We start from the raw sequence: 19,010 nt of genomic DNA on the forward strand, positions 1-19,010 counted from the left end.
TGGGAGATCGGCGCACGCGTCCTCGCCGTACGCCCCGCCGCCCTCCAGGGATCCAGCCTCTACGCCGCCGCACGCGACCCCATGGTCCGCCTCCGCGACGCAGTGAACGAGACCATCCACCTCTGCGTACCGGACGCACCCCAGTGCATGGTCGTCGTCGACCGCGTCGACTGCGACCATGCCGTACGGACCCACCACGCCATCGGCGACACCTCGCCCCTGCACGCCACCGCCACCGGACACGCCGTCCTCGCCCATCTGCCGGAGGCGGACATCGACGAGATCGTCACCCGCGGACTGGAGAGCTACAGCGACTCCACCCCCACCGACCCCGCGGAACTGCGCGCCGAACTGCGGCGCGTCCGCAAGAACGGATACGCCGTCAACCGCAACCAGTACCTGGCCGGCGTCTGCGCCATCGCCGCGCCCGTCCTGGACGGCGACGGCAGCCCGCTGGCCGCCGTGGCTGTCTCCCTTCCCGACTCCCGCTTCTCGCCGGACCGGCTGCCCGAGCTGGGCCGGCTGGTCGCCGACACCGCAGCGGAGATCACCGCTCGCCGCCTGGGTTGACAGCCGCTCCCCCGCGCGCCCCTGGTCGGAACAGGGGCGGGTGCCGCGCAGGTGCCGCCCTTTGTCCCGCATCGAGGTGGAGCCGGGAAACCGGTGCCTGCCTCCACGACAAGCCGGACACCCAAGCGCTCACGCTCGTTCCGCCTGGACGCCGCACCCGGCAGCCTGTGAGGGCCATCGCCAACGCCCCTGGCCGACACCGGGTGGTACCGGTCCGGGATGCCAGTCGGTGACGGCAAAGGGACACCACCCGGTGTCGCTGAAGGCCGTCTGCCCCCGTGCCCGGTGGTGTGGAAACCGGGCACGGGGGCGGCCCGTCGCGGTGCGCGAGGCGGAGGAGTCAGGGCATGACCGCCGTCATCGCACGGGCACCGCGAGGTACTGGTACTCCAGGAACTCGTCGATCCCGACCCGGCCGCCCTCGCGCCCGAGTCCGGACTGCTTGACGCCGCCGAAGGGGGCGGCAGGGTTGGAGACGAGGCCGGTGTTCAGACCGACCATGCCCACCTCCAGGCGTTCACTGACGCGAAGGGCACGGTCCAGGCCCTCGGTGAAGACGTAGCCGACGAGTCCCCAGGGGGTGTCGTTGGCCCGGCGGATCACCTCGTCCTCGTCATCGAAGGTGAGGATCGCCGCCACGGGGCCGAAGATCTCCGTGTCCATCAGTCGGCTGCCGGAGTCGACGTCGGTGAGGACGGTCGGCGGGTAGAAGCAGCCCGGCCCTTCGGGCGCGCGGCCGCCGACGAGCACCTGCGCGCCGCGCTCCACCGCGTCGGCGACCAGTTCCTCGACCTTGGCCCGCCCGGCCCGGTCGATCAGCGGTCCGACGTCGACGCCGTCCCGGGTACCGGGACCGACCACGAGCGCGCCCATGCGCTCGGCCAGGCGACGTCCGAACTCCTCCGCCACCGAGTGGTGTACGAAGAAGCGGTTGGCGGCGGTGCACGCCTCGCCCATGTTGCGCATCTTGGCGAGCATCGCGCCGTCGACGGCCTTGTCCAGGTCGGCGTCCTCGAAGACGATGAACGGCGCGTTGCCGCCCAGCTCCATCGAGGTGCGTACGACGGCGTCGGCGCACTGGGCGAGCAGCAACCGCCCCACGTTGGTGGAGCCGGTGAAGGACAGCTTGCGAATCCGCCCGCCGCGCAGGAGCGGTTCGCACACCTCCCCCGCACGGGAGGTGGTGACGACGTTGAGCACGCCGTCCGGCAGCCCGGCCTCCTTGAGGATCGCGGCGAGGGCCAGGCTGGAGAGCGGGGTCTGCGGGGCCGGCTTGAGCACCATCGTGCAGCCGGCCGCGATTGCCGGGCCGATCTTGCGGGTGCCCATGGCCAGCGGGAAGTTCCACGGTGTGATCAGCAGACAGGGGCCGACCGGGCGGCGGGACAGCAGCATGCGGTTGCGGCCGTCGGGCAGGATGCCGCCACCGCCGTCGATACGCACGGCCTCCTCGGAGAACCAGCGGAAGAACTCCGCCGCGTACGCCACCTCTCCCCTGGCCTCGGCCAACGGCTTGCCCATCTCGGCCGTCATCAGGTGGGCCAGCTCGTCGGTGCGCTCGAGGACGATCTCGTAGGCGCGGCGCAGGATCTCACTGCGGGCCCGCGGGGCCGTACGGGCCCACTCCTCCTGCGCCTGGACGGCCGCGTCCTCCGCCAGCCGGGCGTCCTTGGCGCCCGCGTCGGCGACGTACGTGATGATCTCGCCGGTCGCGGGGTCGTCCACGGGCATGGTGGCGCCGTCCGCGGCGTCCACCCAGGACCCACCGATGAACAACTGCGCGGGTGTGTCGGTCATGACGTCTCTCCTGGTTGATCGGCAGCGGGGTCGAGCAGTTCCGCTAGGTGCAGGGCCCGGAGGCCCCGGTCACCGGCGAGATGGTCGATCTGGGTGGCGCAGCTGAAGCCGTCGGCCACGACGACGGTCGGCGTGTCCTGGCCGATGCCGTCGAGGCGAGGTTTCAGGGCCAGGCCGGCGACGGCCATCGAGGTGTCGTAGTGCTGTTCCTCGAAGCCGAAGTTGCCCGCGAGGCCGCAGCAGCCCTCGGCCTCGTCGACCTTGCCCACACCCAGTCGGCGCAGCAGGTCGGCTGGGCGGCTGCCCTTGAAGGTGGCGTACTCGTGACAGTGGGTCTGCAGGACGACGTCGTCCGGCAGCTCGGGAGGCGTCCAGTCGGCGGCCAGGTCGGTCAGGGCGCCGGTGAAGGTGTGAACGCGGTCCGCGACCCGCCGGGCGGCGTCCGTCCCGAGGAGCTCGGGCACGTCGCGCTTGAGCGCGGCGGCACAGCTTGGCTCGGCCACGATGATGGGCCGTTCGTCGCCGTTGTCGAGGTAGGCGACCGTACGGGCCATGATTTTGCGGGCCACGGAGAGCTGGCCGGTGCTGACCCAGGTCAGACCGCAGCACAAGCCGTCCTGAGCCGTGCAGGGGATTCCCGCGTCGGCGAGCACACGGCTCGCGGCCCCCGCCACCTCGGGACGGAAGGCGCGCGTGAAGCTGTCGACGAAGAGCAGGGCCTTCGCCGGTTCGCCGCTCTTCGCCTTGCGCAGGACCCTGCGCAGGCTGCGCCGGGGGGCGAAGGCGGGGATCCTGCGCTTCGTCGTGACGCCTCCAAGACGGGCGAGCAGTGTGCCGATCGGTCCGCGCAACAGGACATTGAGGGGGCGGGCGGCGTATCCGGCGAGGGCGGAGGTGAGGGGCAGCCAGCCCAGCGAGTAGTGGGAGCGCGGCCGGATCCTGCCCTTGTAGTGCTGGTGCAGGAACTCCGCCTTGTAGGTGGCCATGTCGACGCCGACCGGGCAGTCGCTGGAGCATGCCTTGCAGGACAGGCACAGGTCGAGGGCGTCCCGTACCTCCGTGGACCGCCAGCCGTCCTGAATGGTCTCGCCGCGCACCATCTCTTGGAGGAGGCGGGCCCTGCCCCGCGTGGAGTCGTTCTCCTCTCCCGTGGCCCGGTAGCTGGGGCACATCACGCCGCCCGCGTCGCTGCGACATCGGCCGACGCCGACGCAGCGGCGGGCCGCGCCCGCAAAGCCGTCCTCGTCGTGCGGGAAGGTGAACTCCGTGGCCAGGGGCTGGATCTGGTGCAGCGCGAGATCGGCGTCGAGCGGGGCGGGAGCCACGATGACGCCGGGGTTCAGCAGCCCCTCGGGATCAAAGACCTGCTTGAAAGCGGCAAACGCCCGGATCATCCGGTGGCTGTACATGACCTCCAGCAACTCGCCGCGCGCCCGCCCGTCCCCGTGCTCGCCCGACAGCGTTCCGCCATGGGCGACGACCAGGGCGGCGGCCTCGTGCAGGAAGCGGCGGGCGGCGGCGCGGCCCTCGTCCGTGGCGAGGTCGAAGTCGATGCGCACGTGGACGCACCCCGCGCCGAAGTGCCCGTACATCACGCCCGTAAGCCCGTGATCGGCCAACAGCTTGCGGAAGTCCCGCAGGTATCCGGCGAGGTTCTCGGGCGCCACCGCCGAGTCCTCCCAGCCCGGCCACGACTCTCCGCCGTCGACGAGGCGGGCGGCCAGGCCGGCCCCGTCCTCGCGGACCCGCCACAGGGAGCGCCGCTCGGCCGCGCTCTCCACAACCCGCCCGCCGGTCATCCGACCCTGTGCCTTGAGCACGTCGAGGAGCTCGGCCGCGCGCGTGTTGACCGTGGCCTGGTCGTCGCCGTCGAGTTCGACGTACAGCCAAGCGCGCCCCTCGGGCAGTCCCGTGACGGAGTCGGGGCCGCGGCGGGCGCGCATGGTGGCGACGATCGCCTCGTCCATGCCCTCGACGGCGGTCGGATTCCACCGCAGGATCTCCGGCACGTCCTCGGCCGCGTCGACGACGTCGTCGTAGCCGAGGGTCAGCAGCGCGGAAGCCTGTGCGGTCGCCACCAGGCGGACCGTCGCGGCGGTGACGACCGCACAGGAGCCCTCGGTGCCGACCAACGCGCGGGCCATGTCGAAGCCGCGCTCGGGCAGCAGGTGGTGCAGCTGGTAGCCGGAGACCTGACGGGGGATCTGGCCCAGCTCGGTCCTGATCGGCCCCAGGTTGTCGCCGATCAGGCGTCGTACGTCCGCTTCGAGGCGGGTGACGTGGTCGGTGTCGCGTGGGTCGGTCGGGTGCAGGCCGGTACGGTCGGCGACGGCCCGCACACCCTCGGCCGTCACGATCTCCAGCGCCTCGATGTGGCTGCTGGTCCGCCCGTGCCGCACGGACCGGTTCCCGCACGCGTCGTTGCCGATCATCCCGCCGAGGGTGCAGCGGCTGTGCGAGGACGGGTCGGGGCCGAAGGAGAGCCCGTGCAGGGCGGTCGCGCTCTGCAGCGTGTCGAGGACGACTCCGGCCTCGACACGCGCGGTCCCGCCGGCCGGGTCGATGTCCAGGATCCGGTTCATGTACCGGGAGAAGTCCAGGACGACGCCCGGCCCGACCGCGTTGCCGGCCATGCTGGTTCCGCCGCCGCGGGCGGTGATGGGGATGCCCGTCTCCTTGCAGGCCCGCAGCACCGCGACCACGTCGTCGGCGCTGCGGGGGAAGGCCACAGCCTGCGGGGGGACGCGGTAGTTGGAGGCGTCGAAGGCGTACGGGCCGAGGGCGCCCGGACCGGATTCCACCCGCAGGCCGGGAGCCGTCTCGGTGAGGCGGGCGGTCAGCCGTGCCACGCTGTCGCTCATCGCGGCGATGCTCCTGAGGTACCGGCTTCCACCGCGGTCGCCCACGCCTGGAGGCCCTCGTCCACCGCCGTCTCGTCGATGACGAGGGCCGGGATCATCCGTACGACCTGGTTCCAGGCGCCGCACAGCAGCAGGAGCAAGCCCTCGTCGATGGCGGCGCGCTGCACGCGGGCGGCGGTCTCGGGGTCGGGGCCGCCGTCCTCGGTGACGAACTCGGTGGCCAGCATCAGGCCCAGGCCGCGAACGTCACCGATACCCGGCGTGCGGTCGGCCACCGCCTCCAGGCCCTGGCGCAGGCGCGCCCCCATCGCGTCGGCGTTCTCGACGAGCTTCTCGTCGTGTACGACGTCGAGGGTGGCGACGGCCGCCGCGCAGGCCACGGCGTTGGCGCCGTACGTGCCGCCCTGCGAGCCCGGCCACGCCTTGGCCATCAGCTCCTCGGAGGCGGCGATGCCGGACAGCGGGAAGCCGCTGGCCAGGCCCTTTGCGGTGACGAGGATGTCGGGGGTGACGCCGAAGTGGTCGTGGCCCCAGAAGCGGCCGGTGCGGCCGACGCCGGTCTGCACCTCATCGAGGATGAGGAGGAAGCCGTGCCGGTCGGCCCGCTCCCGCAGACCTTCCATGAACGCCCGGGTCGCGGGGACGTAGCCGCCCTCGCCGAGCACCGGCTCGACGATGATCGCGGCCGTGTCGGCGGGCGAGGAGATCGTCTGCAGGGTGTAGTCGAGCTCCTTCAGGGCGAAGCGGGTCGCGGTCTCCTCGTCCCAGCCGTAGCGGTAGGCCGACGGGAAGGGGGTGACGACCACGCCGCTCATCAGCGGGGCGAAGCCGGACCGGAAGCGGGTGCCGGAGGTGGTCATGGAGGCGGCGGCCACCGTGCGGCCGTGGAAGCCGCCGTGGCAGACGATGACGTTGGGGCGGCCGGTGGCCTGGCGGGCCAGGCGCAGCGCGGACTCGACGGCCTCGCTGCCGGAGTTGGTGAAGAACAGGCTGTCCAGGCCGGCCGGCAGCACCTCCCCGAGCTTGTCGACGAGGCGGCGCAGCGGCTCGTGCATGACCGTCGTGTACTGGCCGTGGATCAGTGTGCCCACCTGCTCCTGCGCCGCCGCCACGACCTTGGGGTGACAGTGCCCGGTGCTGGTGACGCCGATCCCGGCGGTGAAGTCGAGATAGCGGCGGCCGTCCTGGCCGAAGAGGTGGACGCCCTCGCCCCGGGCCGCCACCACGGGCGTGGCCTGGCGAAGGTGCGGCGACAGTGCGGTCATGTTCGTCTCCCGGCCTCGGTATTCGGTCTGCTGCGGTATCCCGAGCATCTCCGCGGACCAGGGGTGCGCCAACGCCCGATCTGTCCGGCGGGGCCGCGACATCCGGACGTTGTGTCAACCACCCCAGGGCGCCTCGCACGCACGGGAGCTCCGGCCCGACCACCGGACAGCTCTTGCGCAGGTCAGTGCTGCTTGTCACAGTGTCCGGGCACCCAGGGAGGCACCATGAGAGAGAACGCCGGAACGTCCCCGCCGCCGGTCACCGAGAGCCTGGACACCCGTACGACAGGCCGCCCACTCACCGTCGCCGACGTTCTGGCCCTCCCCGTGCTGGCAACAGGACAGCCGCAGGTCGTCGCAGGCGCGGCCCATCTTGACCGGCTGGTCCGCTGGGTCCACATCACCGAACTCACAGATCCCGCCTCCTTCCTCAAGGGCGGCGAACTCGTCCTGACCACCGGCATGCCCCTGCCGGACGACGCCGCGGGGGTACGCCGCTACGTGGACGAGCTCACCGACGTCGGAGCCGCGGCCCTCGTCATCGAGCTTGTACGGCGCTACCACCGCCCACCCGAGCCACTCGTCCAAGCCTGTCGAACCCGTGGCCTCCCGCTGATCACCCTGGGCAAGGACGTCAACTTCCTGGAAGTCACCCAGGTCGTCCACGCCCTCATCCTCGGCAACCAAGCCGACGCCATGCGCCGCACCCAGCGCATCCATGAAGCGTTCTCCGCCCTGACCCTGCGCGGCGCCGGCGCCGAGGACGTCGTGCGCTCGGCGGCGGAGATGAGCGGCCGCACGGTCGTCCTGGAGAACCTGGTGCACCAAGCATTGATCTGCGAGCCCTCCGGTACGACGGTGGAAGACGCGCTCACCGACTGGGAGCGCCGCTCCAGGATGACCCCGTCGCGCGATCACTCGGCGGCGCTCGGCCCCGAGGCTTGGCTCGTGGTTCCCGTCGAATACCAGGGCGAACGCTGGGGCCGGGTCGTGATGCTCCCGGCGCCGCCCGGCGCGGGCTTCGGCCCCGAGGACATCACCGTGCTGGAGAGAACGGCGATGGCTCTGACCATCGCGCGCCTCACCCATCCCACGCCCTGGGAACGCACCGCTCACCGAAGCGCCCTGCGCGACCTCGCCGAACAGCGCCATCACTCCCCCGAGGACGCCCGGGCCCGGTTCGTCGCGCTCGGCCTGCCCACCGAGGACAGCCGCTTCCTCGCCGTCCTGGTGGCCGGCTACACAGGAGAAGGCGCCGAGTCGGAGGGCTGGTTGTCCCGGGAGCTGCGGACCGCAGGGGTTCCGGCACTCGTCGGCGAACTGGCTCCCGCCCGCCTCGGCGCCCTCCTGGTCCTGCGCCCTTCCCAGTCCTGGCGACCGACCGTCGAGCGGCTGGCCCGCAACCTCCTGGACCAGACCCCAGGGGCATGTCCTGAAACGTGCGCGGGCTGGAATGGCAGCGGCCCCGGTCGGTGAGGGGGGACATCACCGGCCGGGGCCTGTTCTTGGGGCGCGGCGCGTGCCGCGCCGGGTGGGAGTGTTAGAGCTTGCCCTCAAGCGCTCGGGCGATGCTGCGCAGGTGCGAGCGGGTCAACGGCGTGTGAACGCGGGCGGGGTTGCGGTGGCGGCGGGTGCGCTGCGGGAGGGCGGGGGCCGTAGAAACCCGTGCGTGTCCGTTGGCGATTTCCATGCTTGCTCCAGGGGGATTCGAGGGGGCGCCGGGTTGCGCCCCTTGCTGCTGCTTTTGGTCGGTTGTGGTTAGTGGGTGCGCGGGCGATCAACCGGTCCGCGAGAACACCGTCACCCCCAGACGGGGGGACCGGTGTAGCGGGGCGCGCTGGGCTTCGCGCGCGGCGTGGGCTGCTGGTGCGGGTCGTGGGTCGGGTGGCGGTCGATCAACACCTGATAGTCGGTCGCCTTGCTGTAGTCGCCCTCGTCTTTGGCCTGTGCCTTGAGGCGTTCGAACTCGGCGCACTGCGCGCACGGCTCGCCGCCCTGCGGGCTGGTGGTGTTGGTCATCGTGGCGTCTCCCGTCTGCGTCGGTTGGCGGCCAGCAACCGCAGGCTGAGCGCCTCGACCGCCGTCATTGCCTGACCGTCGAAACCCGTCCGCGCATCGTCCGCCTCGTGTTCGGGGCGGGGCGCGGGCGTGGCCGGTTGGGGGTGGTCGCTCACAACACCTCCCCGCGGCTGCGGCGGTTGGCGGTCGCCACGCCGGTGCGCATCCGTGACGCTCGCCGGTGGGCCTCGGTCGCGGGGCGCACGTCGGCCCACTCGGGGTCCCACTCACGCCCGCCGCCCTCCGGGCGCAGCGTGATCCGATAACCGATCGTCTCCACCGTGCCCACCACACGCCGCCGCTTGTCCCACAGCAGCGCGTGAATCTCTGGGTGCGCCCCGTCCTTGGAAAACGGCGGCGGCCCGTCCTCGTCGTCGTCCATCGTGACTCCTCTCCACCTACGCCACGCCACTCGCAACCGGTTGGACCGCGCGCCCCGGCGCGCGCATCTGATACTGCGGCCACCCCGACCGCTGCGGCGGTCCCGCCGTCACCGGCTCGGGCGGCGCCTGCGGCACGGGTTGCACCGGTCGCGCCGGGGCGATGTGCGTCGGCGGCGGCGCGGGTTGCGGGTGCGGGTGCACGGGGCGCGGCACGCTCGGCGGCGCAGTGTTGGGCGGCGCGGGTGGCGCGTCATCCGGCGGCGGCATGGTGGCGATGATGCGGGCGGCGATCTCGGCCGGGGCGTCGGCCTCGATGCGCTGCCCGATGCGCTCGCCCTTGTGCTCGTCGCCCGCGATCCGCGTCGCCGTCCAGCGGCGCCCCTCAAACCAGAAAAACCAGTGTGCGCCGAAGTGCGCGATCATGGCCTTGAGGTCGCGGATCTGCTGCCTGCGCTCGGCGGTGCCTATCGGCCCCGGTGGGGTGGGGGCGGGCGCCTGGAAACTCGGGTCCGGCTGCTCGCCGGGCGGGTACTGCCGATCACCTAATCCGGGGGCGTACTGCAATTGCGTCACAGCCTGCATGGCCACCCTCCTAAGCTGGCACGCGTCCGGTTCGGGGACGCTCCGTCATCGGGTGGCTTCAGTCTGCACCCTCCAGACCAAAAAACGCAACAGTTGGACTTCCAACTGTTGGAGATTCGACACGGGGTACGCTGGACCCATGTCGAACACTGGGCGTCGAACCGTGCTCAACCGCCGCCTCGTGCGGCTCGGCGGGATCGTCAAACGGCTGCGCGAGCGCGCCGACCTGACGCAGGCCGAGGCCGCCGAGCTGATCGGCGTCAACCGGGGCACCTGGATCTCGATGGAGAACGGCACCCGCCGCCCCCAGATCAGCAAGATCCTCGCCGTCGCCGACAAGCTCGAAGCCACCCCCGGAGAACGCGAAAAGCTCCTCGCGCTAGCCGCCAAACCACAAGAGCCCGGCTGGATGCGCCCGCTCCGGGGCCGCCTCCCAGAGGCATACTCCGAACTGATCGAGATCGAACGCGACGCCCGCCTGATCCAGGCATGGGAACCGACCATGCCCCACGGCCTGCTGCAAACCCCAAACTACGCGCGCGCGCACGCCCGCCGCAGCCTGCTCGAAGCAACCGACGAACGCGTCGAAGCGCGCGTCATCGCGCGCGTCAGCCGCCAAGCCACCTTCACCGCCCGCGACGACGCGCACCTATCGGTCGTGCTCGGAGAAGCCGCCCTGCACTACCAAGTCGGCGGACCCGACGTCCACCACGAACAACTACAACACCTGCTCACAGCCAGCCACCAACCGAACATCACGCTGCAAATCATGCCATTCGCAGGCGGCGCGCACGCCTGCATGATGGGCTCCTTCACGATCTTCGCCTTCACAGACGACGACCCACCCGTCGGCTACCTAGAAACCCCCGCCTCGGACTACTTCCTCGACGACGAAACCCCCGACCTCGCCCACCTCCTCAACACCTACCCCAAGCTCAAAGCCGACGCGCTGCCCCCAGCCGAAAGCCGCGAACTGATCACCACCACCCTCCAACACCACGAAAGGCGGACCCAGCAAAATGGCCTCCCGTTTGCGCTGGCGCAAGAGTAGCTACAGCGGCGAAAACGGCTCCTGCGTCGAAATAGCCCAACCCACCCCCAACCACATCAAAATCCGCGACAGCAAACAAACCCACGGACCCCAACTCAACATCAAAGCCTCGGCCTGGACCAACTTCCTCACCACGATCCGGCCCGACCAACCCAACACCTGACCCACCATCAGGCACCCCACGGCGCCCCCGCTCCCCCAGAGCGGGGGCGCCCCCGCATCCACCCGCACCCGCCCAAAACCCTGCGCCCGGCACATGCCAACGACATACAACCCCCAACTGGCCGAAACCGCCCGCCCCAACCGGGCAACCCCAATCGCCAACGGTCACCTTCGAACACGCCACCAGGCGCGCCACAAGGTCACGCGGCATATGACCCACCCGGAACCAGACATACCGCATACAACGCCGCACAACCCGTAGCCGCACCCAAACAACCGGGATACGTTCGAAGAGTCCGAAACGGCCGTAGATATATGCGCCAAACGAACCCCCCACGGCGCAACCGGCCAACCCGCAACCACGGAAGGCAAACCATGCGAAGGAAGATCGCGATGCTCGCGGCCGGTTCCGCCGCCGCGCTCGCCATCGGCGGCTTCGCCGCCCCCCCCGCCAGCGCCGCCGACGTCGGGGCTCTCGCCGTCATCGGGCAGTTCGAGACCGCTCTTGGCGTCGACACCGGCGACATCGTCACCGGCTCCTGCCAGGAGGTCCCGGAGGGCACCACGAAGGCGGACCTGGACAGCGGCTCAATCCTGCTGTACGGCCCGACAGATGACGACTGTGAGGACACGCCGATCGGCGTTGAGCTCGAAGGACCGGGCGAGTTCCCCGCTGCCCAAGGTCTGCACTACCGCGCCTTCGAGTGATCCAAGGCCGCCCACGGCGGCCTGAACACGGACAGGACGAACGCAGGGCCGCGCCGCATGGCGCGGCCCTGCCGCGCGCTTTGCGCGCGACCAAGCCGTGCCGCCAGGCGCGGCCAAGCGCGCGTGAGTGCCACAGGGCGCCAGCCCTGGGGCACTCACGCGCATAGCTTGGTCTGGGGCCGCAGCGGTGTTTTTGCGTGTGGAAACCACGGCGTCGGGCGGGGCGATGTTCCGCGTCCGGCGATGTTGCGCGCCGGGCGGAGTCCCGGCGCGCAACGAGCCGGGCGCGGAACGAGCCGAGCCCCGGAGCGGGCGATGTTGCGCGCGGGGCGAAGCCCTGGCGCGGGACGAGCCGTGCGCGGGCTAGCGGGTCAACGCTGGGCGGTGTCATGGCGCGCAGTTTTCGGGACATGCCCGACCCCAGATGCCGTCGTCAGCGTCGGCTTGGAGGTCACCGATATCGCCGACACCGCCCGCTCCTTCCGTGAGGCAGGACGCGTGGCCGAGGCGGCCGTGCCCGGTGAGCCCCTCCCCGAGGGCAGATCGTTCCACGAGCTCTCCGACATCGGCCTGCGCCAACTCCTGTACGCACTCCGCGAGGACACCCGCATCCAGGAGTACGCGGAACGCCAACTTGGCCGTCTCATCGACCACGACACCCGACATGGCACCAATCTGCTGACAACCCTGCGTCATTACCTGGACGCCGCCGGCAACAAGACCACCGCCGCCCGCCGCGGCAATCTGTCCCGGGAGACCATCTACCAACGCCTGCGCACCATCGAGCGCCTGCTCGACTGTGACCTCGAATCGGGCGAACAACGAACGGAACTCCACGTCGCTCTCACGGCGCTTGACGTCCTACGCACCCGCTGAGAAGCTAGCCAACCCCAACTGGATCACGGTCTCCCGGCCGCCGGACCACCGCCCCGACACCTCCGCCTCACGCGTCCACTGGGCGTCGATTGGCTTTGCGGAACGCGGTGATGGCCGCGCTGTTGGAGGGCGAGGCGTCCGGGTACGACCTCGCGAAGGCGTTCGACGCGACGGTCGCCAACTTCTGGATGCCGACGCCTCAGCAGCTCTACCGGGAGCTGGATCACATGGAGGCCGAAGGACTCGTCACGGCCCGCGTCGTCGAGCAGAAGCGCCGCCCCAACAAGCGACTGTTCTCCTTGACGGAGGCCGGGCGGAAGGCCGTCCACGCCTACACCGCCGAGCCGTTGGGTAAACCGGCGGTGACCCGGGACGAGTTGCTTGTCAAGGTGCAGTGCCTGGACGCGGGCGACATGGAAGCAGTCCGGTCCGCCATCACCGAGCGCATGGAGTGGGCCACCGCCAAGCTGGCCCGCTACGAGCGGCTCCGGCAGCGCCTGTTCGACGGGCGCTCCGAGGAGGCGCACTTCGCCGAGGCCGAGCGCATCGGCCCGTATCTCACCCTGCTGCGCGGGATGTCGTTCGAGCGGGAGAACCCCCGGTGGGGGGACATGGCGCTGCGCAGGCTCGAACAGCGCACGGCCGCGCTCCGGGCCGACGGCTGACCTGCGGCGGTCCCAGTCACACTGTTGGTCAACAAAGTGAGGGATGGGGCGGTCGTGCCCAGCTCCACCCCTCATCGGTCGTCGAACTATGCCCGAGCGAGGGCCGGCTGCGGTTCCTCGTCGGCGGGAATGCGATGCAGCCCCTTGCGGTCGTAGAAGCGGGTCATGCCGAACCCGAAGAGGCCGGCGACAGCGAGTCCCACGCCCAGCATCACCCAGCCCCGGGTCAGACCCGCGTCGGCCTGGGCGTCGTAGTAGAGGATGGAGCGGACGGCGCCCGTGATCTGGCGCAGGGGCTCGAACTCGCCGAGGGCACGGTAGAAACCGGGGAGCGCTTGGAGGGGGACCGTGGCGCCGGACGTCGGTACCGCCATGGCGATGTAGAAGATCGTGATGAACAGCATCCCCGGCGTGCCGAACACAGCGAGCAGTCCGAGCCCGCCGATGCCGACAACCGCGATCGCGCACACGGAGAAGAGCCACAGCAGGGGCAGGTGAGAGGCGTCCATGCCCATGATGCCCACCGCAGCGGCCAGGGCCAGGCTGCCCATGAGCAGGGACAGACCGATCATGAGCGTGCTACTGATGGCCAGGGTCTGGACGCGAGTCGCGCGCAGCAGCGGGTTGTGGACCCGCAGCGGGCCCATGTCGCTGTGGGTGTAGCCGAGGGCGTGGTCCACCTGGCCGCTGATGACATTGGCGGCGAGCATGCCGCAGACGACGAGGACGAGGGAGTAGTAGAAGGCACTCAGACCGAGGCCGCTGTGCGAGTCGAGCGGATGCCCGTCCTCGATCTGCACCACGGCCGGGTCGGCCAGCAGCAGGCGCGCGGCAGCGGGCAGCTGGGCCTGCGCGGCCTGAGCCTGAGCGGTCAGCTGTTCACCCACCTGCGCGGAAGCCGACTGCGCGGCCATCGTCGTGGCTTGCCGCGCCATGCTCGACCCCACGCTGCCGGCGGACTGGTTGGTCAGCACGGTGAGTGTCGGGCGGACGGGCTTGCCGGCCGCCCCGGGGCCGGTGAGGGCGGCGACAGTGGCGGTGAAGTCGCGGGGCACGACGAGCGCGCCGAACAACTTTCCCTCGCCCAGCTCCTCCCTCATCTCCTCCTCGTCCATCACCTTCCAGTCGATCCTGTCTCCGCCCTGGGACGACTTCTTGATCGACTGGGTGATCTGTGCACCGAGGTCGGTCTGCTTGCCACCGACCTTCGACCCCTCATCGGAGCTGACCAGGCCGACGGGCAGATTGTGCAGGTGACCGGCAGGGTCGATGTTGGCGCCGACGTAGAACACCGTGAACAGCAGTGCCACGAAGCCCACGATCACACCGTTGACGGTCCACAGACGCTTCGCGCGCAGGACGCGGAAGGGGTGGGCATTACTCATTTCCAGCTCCGGTACGAGGAAGAGAGAAGTGCAGCAGGAGGAGCCGCCGGCGTCGTCCCGGGCGGGAGCCTCATACGGCTGAGGAGATGTCCCCGGCGGACGCGGCCACCGGAAGCAGCGCCGGCCGCTTGGCCTGGCGGCCGTCGCCGGAGGAGCGGCCACGCAGGCGGCGGCCTACCCAAGGGCCGAGGAAGGTGCCGGCCCAGCGCAGTTCGGCACCCACGGTCCTCCAGACAGGGGTGTCTGTCCCCTCGGCCGGAAGGGGAAGGGTCCACTTGTCGTCGCTGCCCGGCAGGCCGAGCGCCTGAGCCACGGCAGCCGCGATGCGCGTATGTCCCAGCGGGCCGGCGTGCAGCCGGTCAGCACTCCACAACCGCGGATCGGTCGCCGCCGCGTGCGCGGCCGTCTCCGCCACCACCACGCCGTGGCGGTCGGCGGCCTCCCGGATGCGCGCGTTGAGTGCGAGAACACGGTGACCGATCGGGCGGGCCAACGGCGTGATACGGCCGACATCGGGAAACATGAGGGTCGCGACGGTGGCGCCCTGCGCGGTGAGGGCGGCGAACATCGCCTCGACATGGCCGGCCACCTCGTCGAGGTCGCAGCCCGGGCGCAACACGTCGTTGACCCCAGCCACCACGGTGGCGAGGTCGGGCCGCATCGCGAGAGCGGGAGTCAGCTGCTCGGCGCGCACCTGACCGGCCTTACGGCCGCGCACCGCGAGGTTGGCGTAGCGCAGGCCGGGGCTGTGGCGGGCGACCTGCTCGGCGAGCCGGTCCGCCCAGCCCCGAAGACCACCGGCGTCGTCGCCGTCCCCGAGCCCCTCGGTGTGACTGTCGCCCAGGGCGACATAGCGCAGATACCCACTGCTCGACACGGGGCCGACCGCCTCTCGTCAACGCTGCTGTTGGAAGTGGCACACGGCCATCGCTAAACAACTAGACACCTAGTCGCATTGTTGAGTATGAGGGTAGCTGCGGGCTCACCTTCCTGCAAAGTGACGCCGCTCGGACAGGAGTGAGGCCGTCGAGGGCGGTCCACCGCCGCAGTCCCCCGCCTTGGTCCCGCGCCGACCTCACCGCCCATTCCCTCTTCAGACCTGAGCACCGACCACGGCATGCGCCGGCACCTGAGCGCCCGGGTCATCAACGGCATGCGCAACAAGGACGCGGTCGGCTTCACCACCGCCCGCCGTTTCGCGCCGCACCGCCCGTACCGGGTCACCTTCAACGGTGGCGTCCACCGCCCGGGCGACACGCCTACTGCCAGACCGCCATGCCCCCGGCTCACCTCCGGCTCGTAAGAGCCGGGGACGGAGTTCACCCGGCCGATCCCGCCCGGGAGGGCCCGTCGTCGGCGACCGGGCGCTCGGAGCCGGCCCTGTCGAGGGGTCAGGCAAGGGAAATGACGACCGACTTGGTCCTCGTGTGCGCCTCCAGCGCCTCCGGCCCGGATTCGCGTCCGAAGCCGGACTGCTTGACGCCGCCGAAGGGCACGGCGGGATCGAGCATGGCCCAGTCGTTGACCCAGACGATGCCGGCGTCCAGTCGCACGGCGACGCGGTGGGCGCGCGCCAGGTCGGAGGTCCGCAGACCGGCGGCGAGTCCGTACGGCGTGCTGTTCGCCAGCGCGATCGCCTCTTCCTCGGTGTCGAAGGCCTGAACCGTCAGCACCGGGCCGAAGATCTCCTCCTGGACCGCTCGAGCATGCCCCTGAAGCGTCATACCGGCCGCTGCGGCCGGCACCTTCGAAGACGATCGGGTGGCGGGAGGGAATCGCGCCCCGCGGGCCACCCGACCTTCGAAGAAGGCAAGCCCTCGACAACCGAGCCGCTGCTGGTGGTCAATGGGATGACAGGGCTGCGGCGTGAGCGGCCCGCAACGAGGGCTTGTCGATCTTGCCGACGGCGTTCTTGGGGAGGGCGTCGACCACGAAGAACGACGTCGGCCGCTTGTAACCGCTGAGGTGGTGCGCAGTCAGCGCTTCCAGAGCCGCGGGAAGGACAGTCGCACCAGGTCGCGGCTGGACGTAGGCGACGACCACCTCACCCCACTTCTCGTCAGGCACACCGATGACGGCGGCCTCGAGGACAGACGGGTCAGCCGTGAGGACGTCCTCGATCTCCTTGGGGTAGATGTTCTCGCCACCGCGGATGATCATGTCTTTCGATCGCCCGACCAGGGTCAGGTAGCCCTCCGCGTCCAAGTGGCCCACGTCGCCCGTGTACAGCCAGCCGTCCACGATCGTCTTCGCCGTGTCTTCCGGCCGGCCGAGATAGCCACGCATGACGTTGGGGCCACGCACGATGACCTCACCATCCATGCCGGTCGCCAGTGCATTGCCCTGCTCGTCGACGATCCGGAGCTCCTGCCCCGGGACGACAACCCCCACGGTGCCTGCCCGGCGCGGACCCGCGACGGGGTTGACGGTGGAGAAGCAGGTTCCTTCGGACAGCCCGTAACCCTCGATGATGGGGAAGCCGTACCGAGCCTCGAATCGGATCGGCAGCTCGGCGGAGGCCGGTGCCGCGCCGCACGTGCCGAAACGCAGCGAGGACGTGTCGGGTCGAACATCGGCCGGCAGCGCCTCGAGCATGTTGTAGATCGTGGGCACGGCACTGAAGTAGGTGGGTCGCTCCCGCTCGACGAGATCGAAGAAGGTCTTGGGGTCGAACCGGTCGGTGATGAAGACACTGCCGCCCGCGACCAGCGGTATGAGCACGCTGATCACGATGGCATTGACGTGGAAGAGCGGCAGGATCAGCAAGCAGCGGTCGGTCGGGCCGGCCTCGATCGCCTGGCACCCCATCGCCGCCATGGCGTCGATGTTGGAGTGGTCGAGCATCACGCCCTTCGGTACGCCCGTCGTTCCGCTGGTGTAGATCAAGAGTGCCGGCGCGGTCGAGTCCGGCTGCGGCGCCGGACCCGACCCCACCATCTCTCCGTACAGGCCGTCGACGCACAGCATGGCGACGCCTGCAGCGGTCGTGCCGTCCTCGACGACCAGCACGCGTGCGCCCGAGTCGTGGAGCTGCCGTGCGACCTCACCCTCGGTCAGGCTCGGATTGACCGGGGTGACGGTCGCCCCGAGCCGCCAGGCCGCGAACAGCAGAAACACGAACTCGACGCGGTTCGTCAGCTTGAGCGCCACGACATCGTCAGTACCGATCCCAAGGTCCTGAAGGTGACGAGCGGCAGCCCGGACACGGGTCAGGAACTGGGCATTGGTGAGCGACTGACGCCCGTCGGCAACCGCGGGCCCATCCGGAGTGGATACGGCGCGACGGTCGGGCAGAGAGGCGAATTTCATGGTGAGGTCACCTATCGTGGTGTGGCGCGTTTCAACGCGAAGGCAACAGTGCGGGCTTCGGGTGACTGGCTCGGTCACTCAGTGCCATCGCGCTGCGCGATCGCCGCTCCGGCGGAGAACTGGAGCGTCCAGACGTTGCCGTGGTGCGGGTACTTCTCCACCATGGTGGCCACCAGCTCTTCGGCATCCTTGGCGACCTCGGAGGCAGCCGCGAAGTCCTGGAGGTAGGCGCGGGTCTGGGCGATCATGGTCTCGACCGCGTAGTCGTCGCCGTCGGGCCTGCGGTGTCCGGACACGATCATGCGCGGGCGGAGGCTCTCCACGGTGGCGACGGTCTCGAGCCAGTCCTGCCACTCGTCGGGCGTCGACAGGCCGAGCATCGGGTGGATCTCGTTGTAGATGGAGTCACCGGCCACGACGACGTCGATCTCGGGGATGTGCACGATGCTGGTGGGATGGATGTCGGCCTGCTTCACCTCGATGATGTGCAGGGGAGATCCGTCGACGTACAGCGTGTCGCCTTCGAGCGGCTCCGGAAGCGGCCCCGCCATGATGCAGGTGTCGCCGAACAGCATGCGCCACTGCTCGATCTGGACCTGCATGGTCTGCTTCATGGACTCGACCACGTGGGCCAGCGCCACGGCCTTCGCCTCCGGGAACCGCTCCAGGAGCGGTCCGAAGCCGAGGTAGTGATCAGCGTGATCGTGGGTGATGTAGATCGTCGTGAGCTTCTTGCCGGTGCGCTCGATCAGGTCACCGAGGTCGCGGACGTCGTCCTTGAGGTAGAGCGCGTCGATCAGGACCACCTCGGTGGCGCCGCTCACGAGCGTGGCCGTGGTGGGCGAGAAGGTGCCGTTCGGAACGCCGGGAAACTCCTCGGCCGGGACATTCGGCCAGCGACCGGCGAAGACCGTGGCGCGGATGGGTGCGGCCGGCGAGGAGTGGGTGTCAGTGGTCACGAGGTACCTCCGGTTGCGGTGCTGTCGGCCGACGCGGCATTGCGCACGTCGGCGGGCGAAGTCAGGTTTTGAACGCACGCTCGGTGACTCATGGAACGAGTGCGCCGAACGCTGGTACGCGAGCGCCACGTTGCTCTGAAGCGCCACCGTGGCTGCTGGAGCGGTTGATACGGCGCACTGCGGGACAAGCGACCCCGCGCAGACAGCGGCAGCGCGGAGCCAGGTCAGTGAATCGAGGACGAGCAGGACGGGACGGCCGTCCGCGGCGATACTTTCGCTGCTGAAGCGGCCTGCGTCTGCTGTCGGCAGGCCGTTGTGGGAATCCTGTCCCCGGCTCCCGGATCGCTCCTCGGGATCCGCAGATCGCGCATGATGTCCG

At 70.2% G+C, this 19,010-nt stretch carries 16 protein-coding genes and 3 pseudogenes; 8 read left to right on the forward strand and 11 right to left on the reverse strand.

Annotated features, from left to right (window positions below; all coding sequences use genetic code 11):
• The coding region (locus TN53_RS11815; RefSeq protein WP_046258466.1) for an IclR family transcriptional regulator at window positions 1-570 on the forward strand (570 nt) is incomplete at its 5' end.
• A gap of 357 nt (window positions 571-927) precedes the next feature.
• Here TN53_RS11815 and TN53_RS11820 read toward each other — a convergent pair.
• The 3 genes from TN53_RS11820 to TN53_RS11830 are packed head-to-tail and all read right to left on the reverse strand — an operon-like array spanning window position 928 to window position 6,493.
• Window positions 928-2,367 (reverse strand): NAD-dependent succinate-semialdehyde dehydrogenase, encoded by a 1,440-nt coding sequence (locus tag TN53_RS11820; protein ID WP_046258467.1) that lies wholly within the window; start codon window positions 2,365-2,367, stop codon window positions 928-930.
• Window positions 2,364-5,228: an FAD-binding and (Fe-S)-binding domain-containing protein gene (locus TN53_RS11825; protein ID WP_046258468.1), complete on the reverse strand. Its 2,865-nt coding sequence runs from the start codon at window positions 5,226-5,228 to the stop codon at window positions 2,364-2,366. Before TN53_RS11825 ends, TN53_RS11820 begins: the two co-directional genes overlap by 4 nt.
• Window positions 5,225-6,493 carry an aspartate aminotransferase family protein gene (locus tag TN53_RS11830; RefSeq protein ID WP_046258469.1) on the reverse strand — a complete coding sequence of 423 codons (1,269 nt, stop codon included), beginning with the start codon at window positions 6,491-6,493 and terminating at the stop codon, window positions 5,225-5,227. Before TN53_RS11830 ends, TN53_RS11825 begins: the two co-directional genes overlap by 4 nt.
• Before the next feature lie 225 nt (window positions 6,494-6,718).
• Between TN53_RS11830 and TN53_RS11835 the strand changes: the two are divergent.
• Window positions 6,719-7,921, forward strand: a pseudogene (locus TN53_RS11835) (PucR family transcriptional regulator ligand-binding domain-containing protein); the annotation flags it as partial.
• 372 nt (window positions 7,922-8,293) lie between these two features.
• On the opposite strand, the gene TN53_RS11840 reads toward TN53_RS11835, so the two are convergent.
• From TN53_RS11840 to TN53_RS47795, 3 genes are all read right to left on the reverse strand, one after another.
• A complete protein-coding gene (locus TN53_RS11840; protein ID WP_046258470.1) occupies window positions 8,294-8,512 on the reverse strand; it encodes a hypothetical protein in 219 nt (72 codons plus the stop codon).
• A gap of 151 nt (window positions 8,513-8,663) precedes the next feature.
• Window positions 8,664-8,933 (reverse strand): hypothetical protein, encoded by a 270-nt coding sequence (locus TN53_RS11845; protein ID WP_046258471.1) that lies wholly within the window; start codon window positions 8,931-8,933, stop codon window positions 8,664-8,666.
• 16 nt (window positions 8,934-8,949) lie between these two features.
• Window positions 8,950-9,516 (reverse strand): hypothetical protein, encoded by a 567-nt coding sequence (locus tag TN53_RS47795; protein ID WP_052745181.1) that lies wholly within the window; start codon window positions 9,514-9,516, stop codon window positions 8,950-8,952.
• Between the two features lie 139 nt (window positions 9,517-9,655).
• Here TN53_RS47795 and TN53_RS44870 point away from each other — a divergent pair, with 139 nt between their 5' ends.
• From TN53_RS44870 to TN53_RS11875, 5 genes and pseudogenes are all read left to right on the forward strand, one after another.
• Window positions 9,656-10,567 carry a helix-turn-helix domain-containing protein gene (locus TN53_RS44870; RefSeq protein ID WP_159038115.1) on the forward strand — a complete coding sequence of 304 codons (912 nt, stop codon included), beginning with the start codon at window positions 9,656-9,658 and terminating at the stop codon, window positions 10,565-10,567.
• Window positions 10,536-10,730, forward strand: a complete 195-nt coding sequence (locus TN53_RS44875; RefSeq protein WP_095046439.1) for a DUF397 domain-containing protein — start codon at window positions 10,536-10,538, stop codon at window positions 10,728-10,730. The genes TN53_RS44870 and TN53_RS44875 overlap by 32 nt, the downstream gene beginning before the upstream one ends.
• Before the next feature lie 374 nt (window positions 10,731-11,104).
• Window positions 11,105-11,437: a hypothetical protein gene (locus tag TN53_RS11865; RefSeq protein ID WP_159038116.1), complete on the forward strand. Its 333-nt coding sequence runs from the start codon at window positions 11,105-11,107 to the stop codon at window positions 11,435-11,437.
• 420 nt (window positions 11,438-11,857) lie between these two features.
• Window positions 11,858-12,313, forward strand: a pseudogene (locus tag TN53_RS11870) (PucR family transcriptional regulator); the annotation flags it as partial.
• 89 nt (window positions 12,314-12,402) lie between these two features.
• Window positions 12,403-12,978 carry a PadR family transcriptional regulator gene (locus TN53_RS11875; protein WP_046258476.1) on the forward strand — a complete coding sequence of 192 codons (576 nt, stop codon included), beginning with the start codon at window positions 12,403-12,405 and terminating at the stop codon, window positions 12,976-12,978.
• An 86-nt stretch (window positions 12,979-13,064) separates the two neighbouring features.
• On the opposite strand, the gene TN53_RS11880 is transcribed toward TN53_RS11875, so the two are convergent.
• Together TN53_RS11880 and TN53_RS11885 are read right to left on the reverse strand one after the other, a co-directional pair.
• A complete protein-coding gene (locus tag TN53_RS11880; protein WP_046258477.1) occupies window positions 13,065-14,363 on the reverse strand; it encodes a DUF3533 domain-containing protein in 1,299 nt (432 codons plus the stop codon).
• Window positions 14,364-14,433: 70 nt separating this feature from the next.
• The gene (locus TN53_RS11885) at window positions 14,434-15,240 is read right to left on the reverse strand and encodes an SGNH/GDSL hydrolase family protein (RefSeq protein WP_046258478.1); all 807 of its coding nucleotides are present in this window, start codon (window positions 15,238-15,240) and stop codon (window positions 14,434-14,436) included.
• Between the two features lie 240 nt (window positions 15,241-15,480).
• On the opposite strand from TN53_RS11885, the gene TN53_RS11890 reads away from it, so the two are divergent.
• Window positions 15,481-15,666: a hypothetical protein gene (locus tag TN53_RS11890; protein ID WP_046258479.1), complete on the forward strand. Its 186-nt coding sequence runs from the start codon at window positions 15,481-15,483 to the stop codon at window positions 15,664-15,666.
• Window positions 15,667-15,754: 88 nt separating this feature from the next.
• Here TN53_RS11890 and TN53_RS11895 read toward each other — a convergent pair.
• From TN53_RS11895 to TN53_RS11905, 3 genes and pseudogenes are all read right to left on the reverse strand, one after another.
• Window positions 15,755-16,066: pseudogene (locus TN53_RS11895) on the reverse strand (aldehyde dehydrogenase family protein); the annotation flags it as partial.
• Window positions 16,067-16,205: 139 nt separating this feature from the next.
• Complete coding sequence (locus tag TN53_RS11900) at window positions 16,206-17,750, reverse strand: class I adenylate-forming enzyme family protein (RefSeq protein WP_234441569.1); 1,545 nt, start codon at window positions 17,748-17,750, stop codon at window positions 16,206-16,208.
• Window positions 17,747-18,631: an MBL fold metallo-hydrolase gene (locus TN53_RS11905; protein WP_046258482.1), complete on the reverse strand. Its 885-nt coding sequence runs from the start codon at window positions 18,629-18,631 to the stop codon at window positions 17,747-17,749. Before TN53_RS11905 ends, TN53_RS11900 begins: the two co-directional genes overlap by 4 nt.
• Between the last annotated feature and the right edge of the window lie 379 nt (window positions 18,632-19,010).

The organism is Streptomyces sp. WM6386 (assembly GCF_000972385.1).
In the GTDB taxonomy this organism is placed as follows: Bacteria; Actinomycetota; Actinomycetes; order Streptomycetales; family Streptomycetaceae; genus Streptomyces.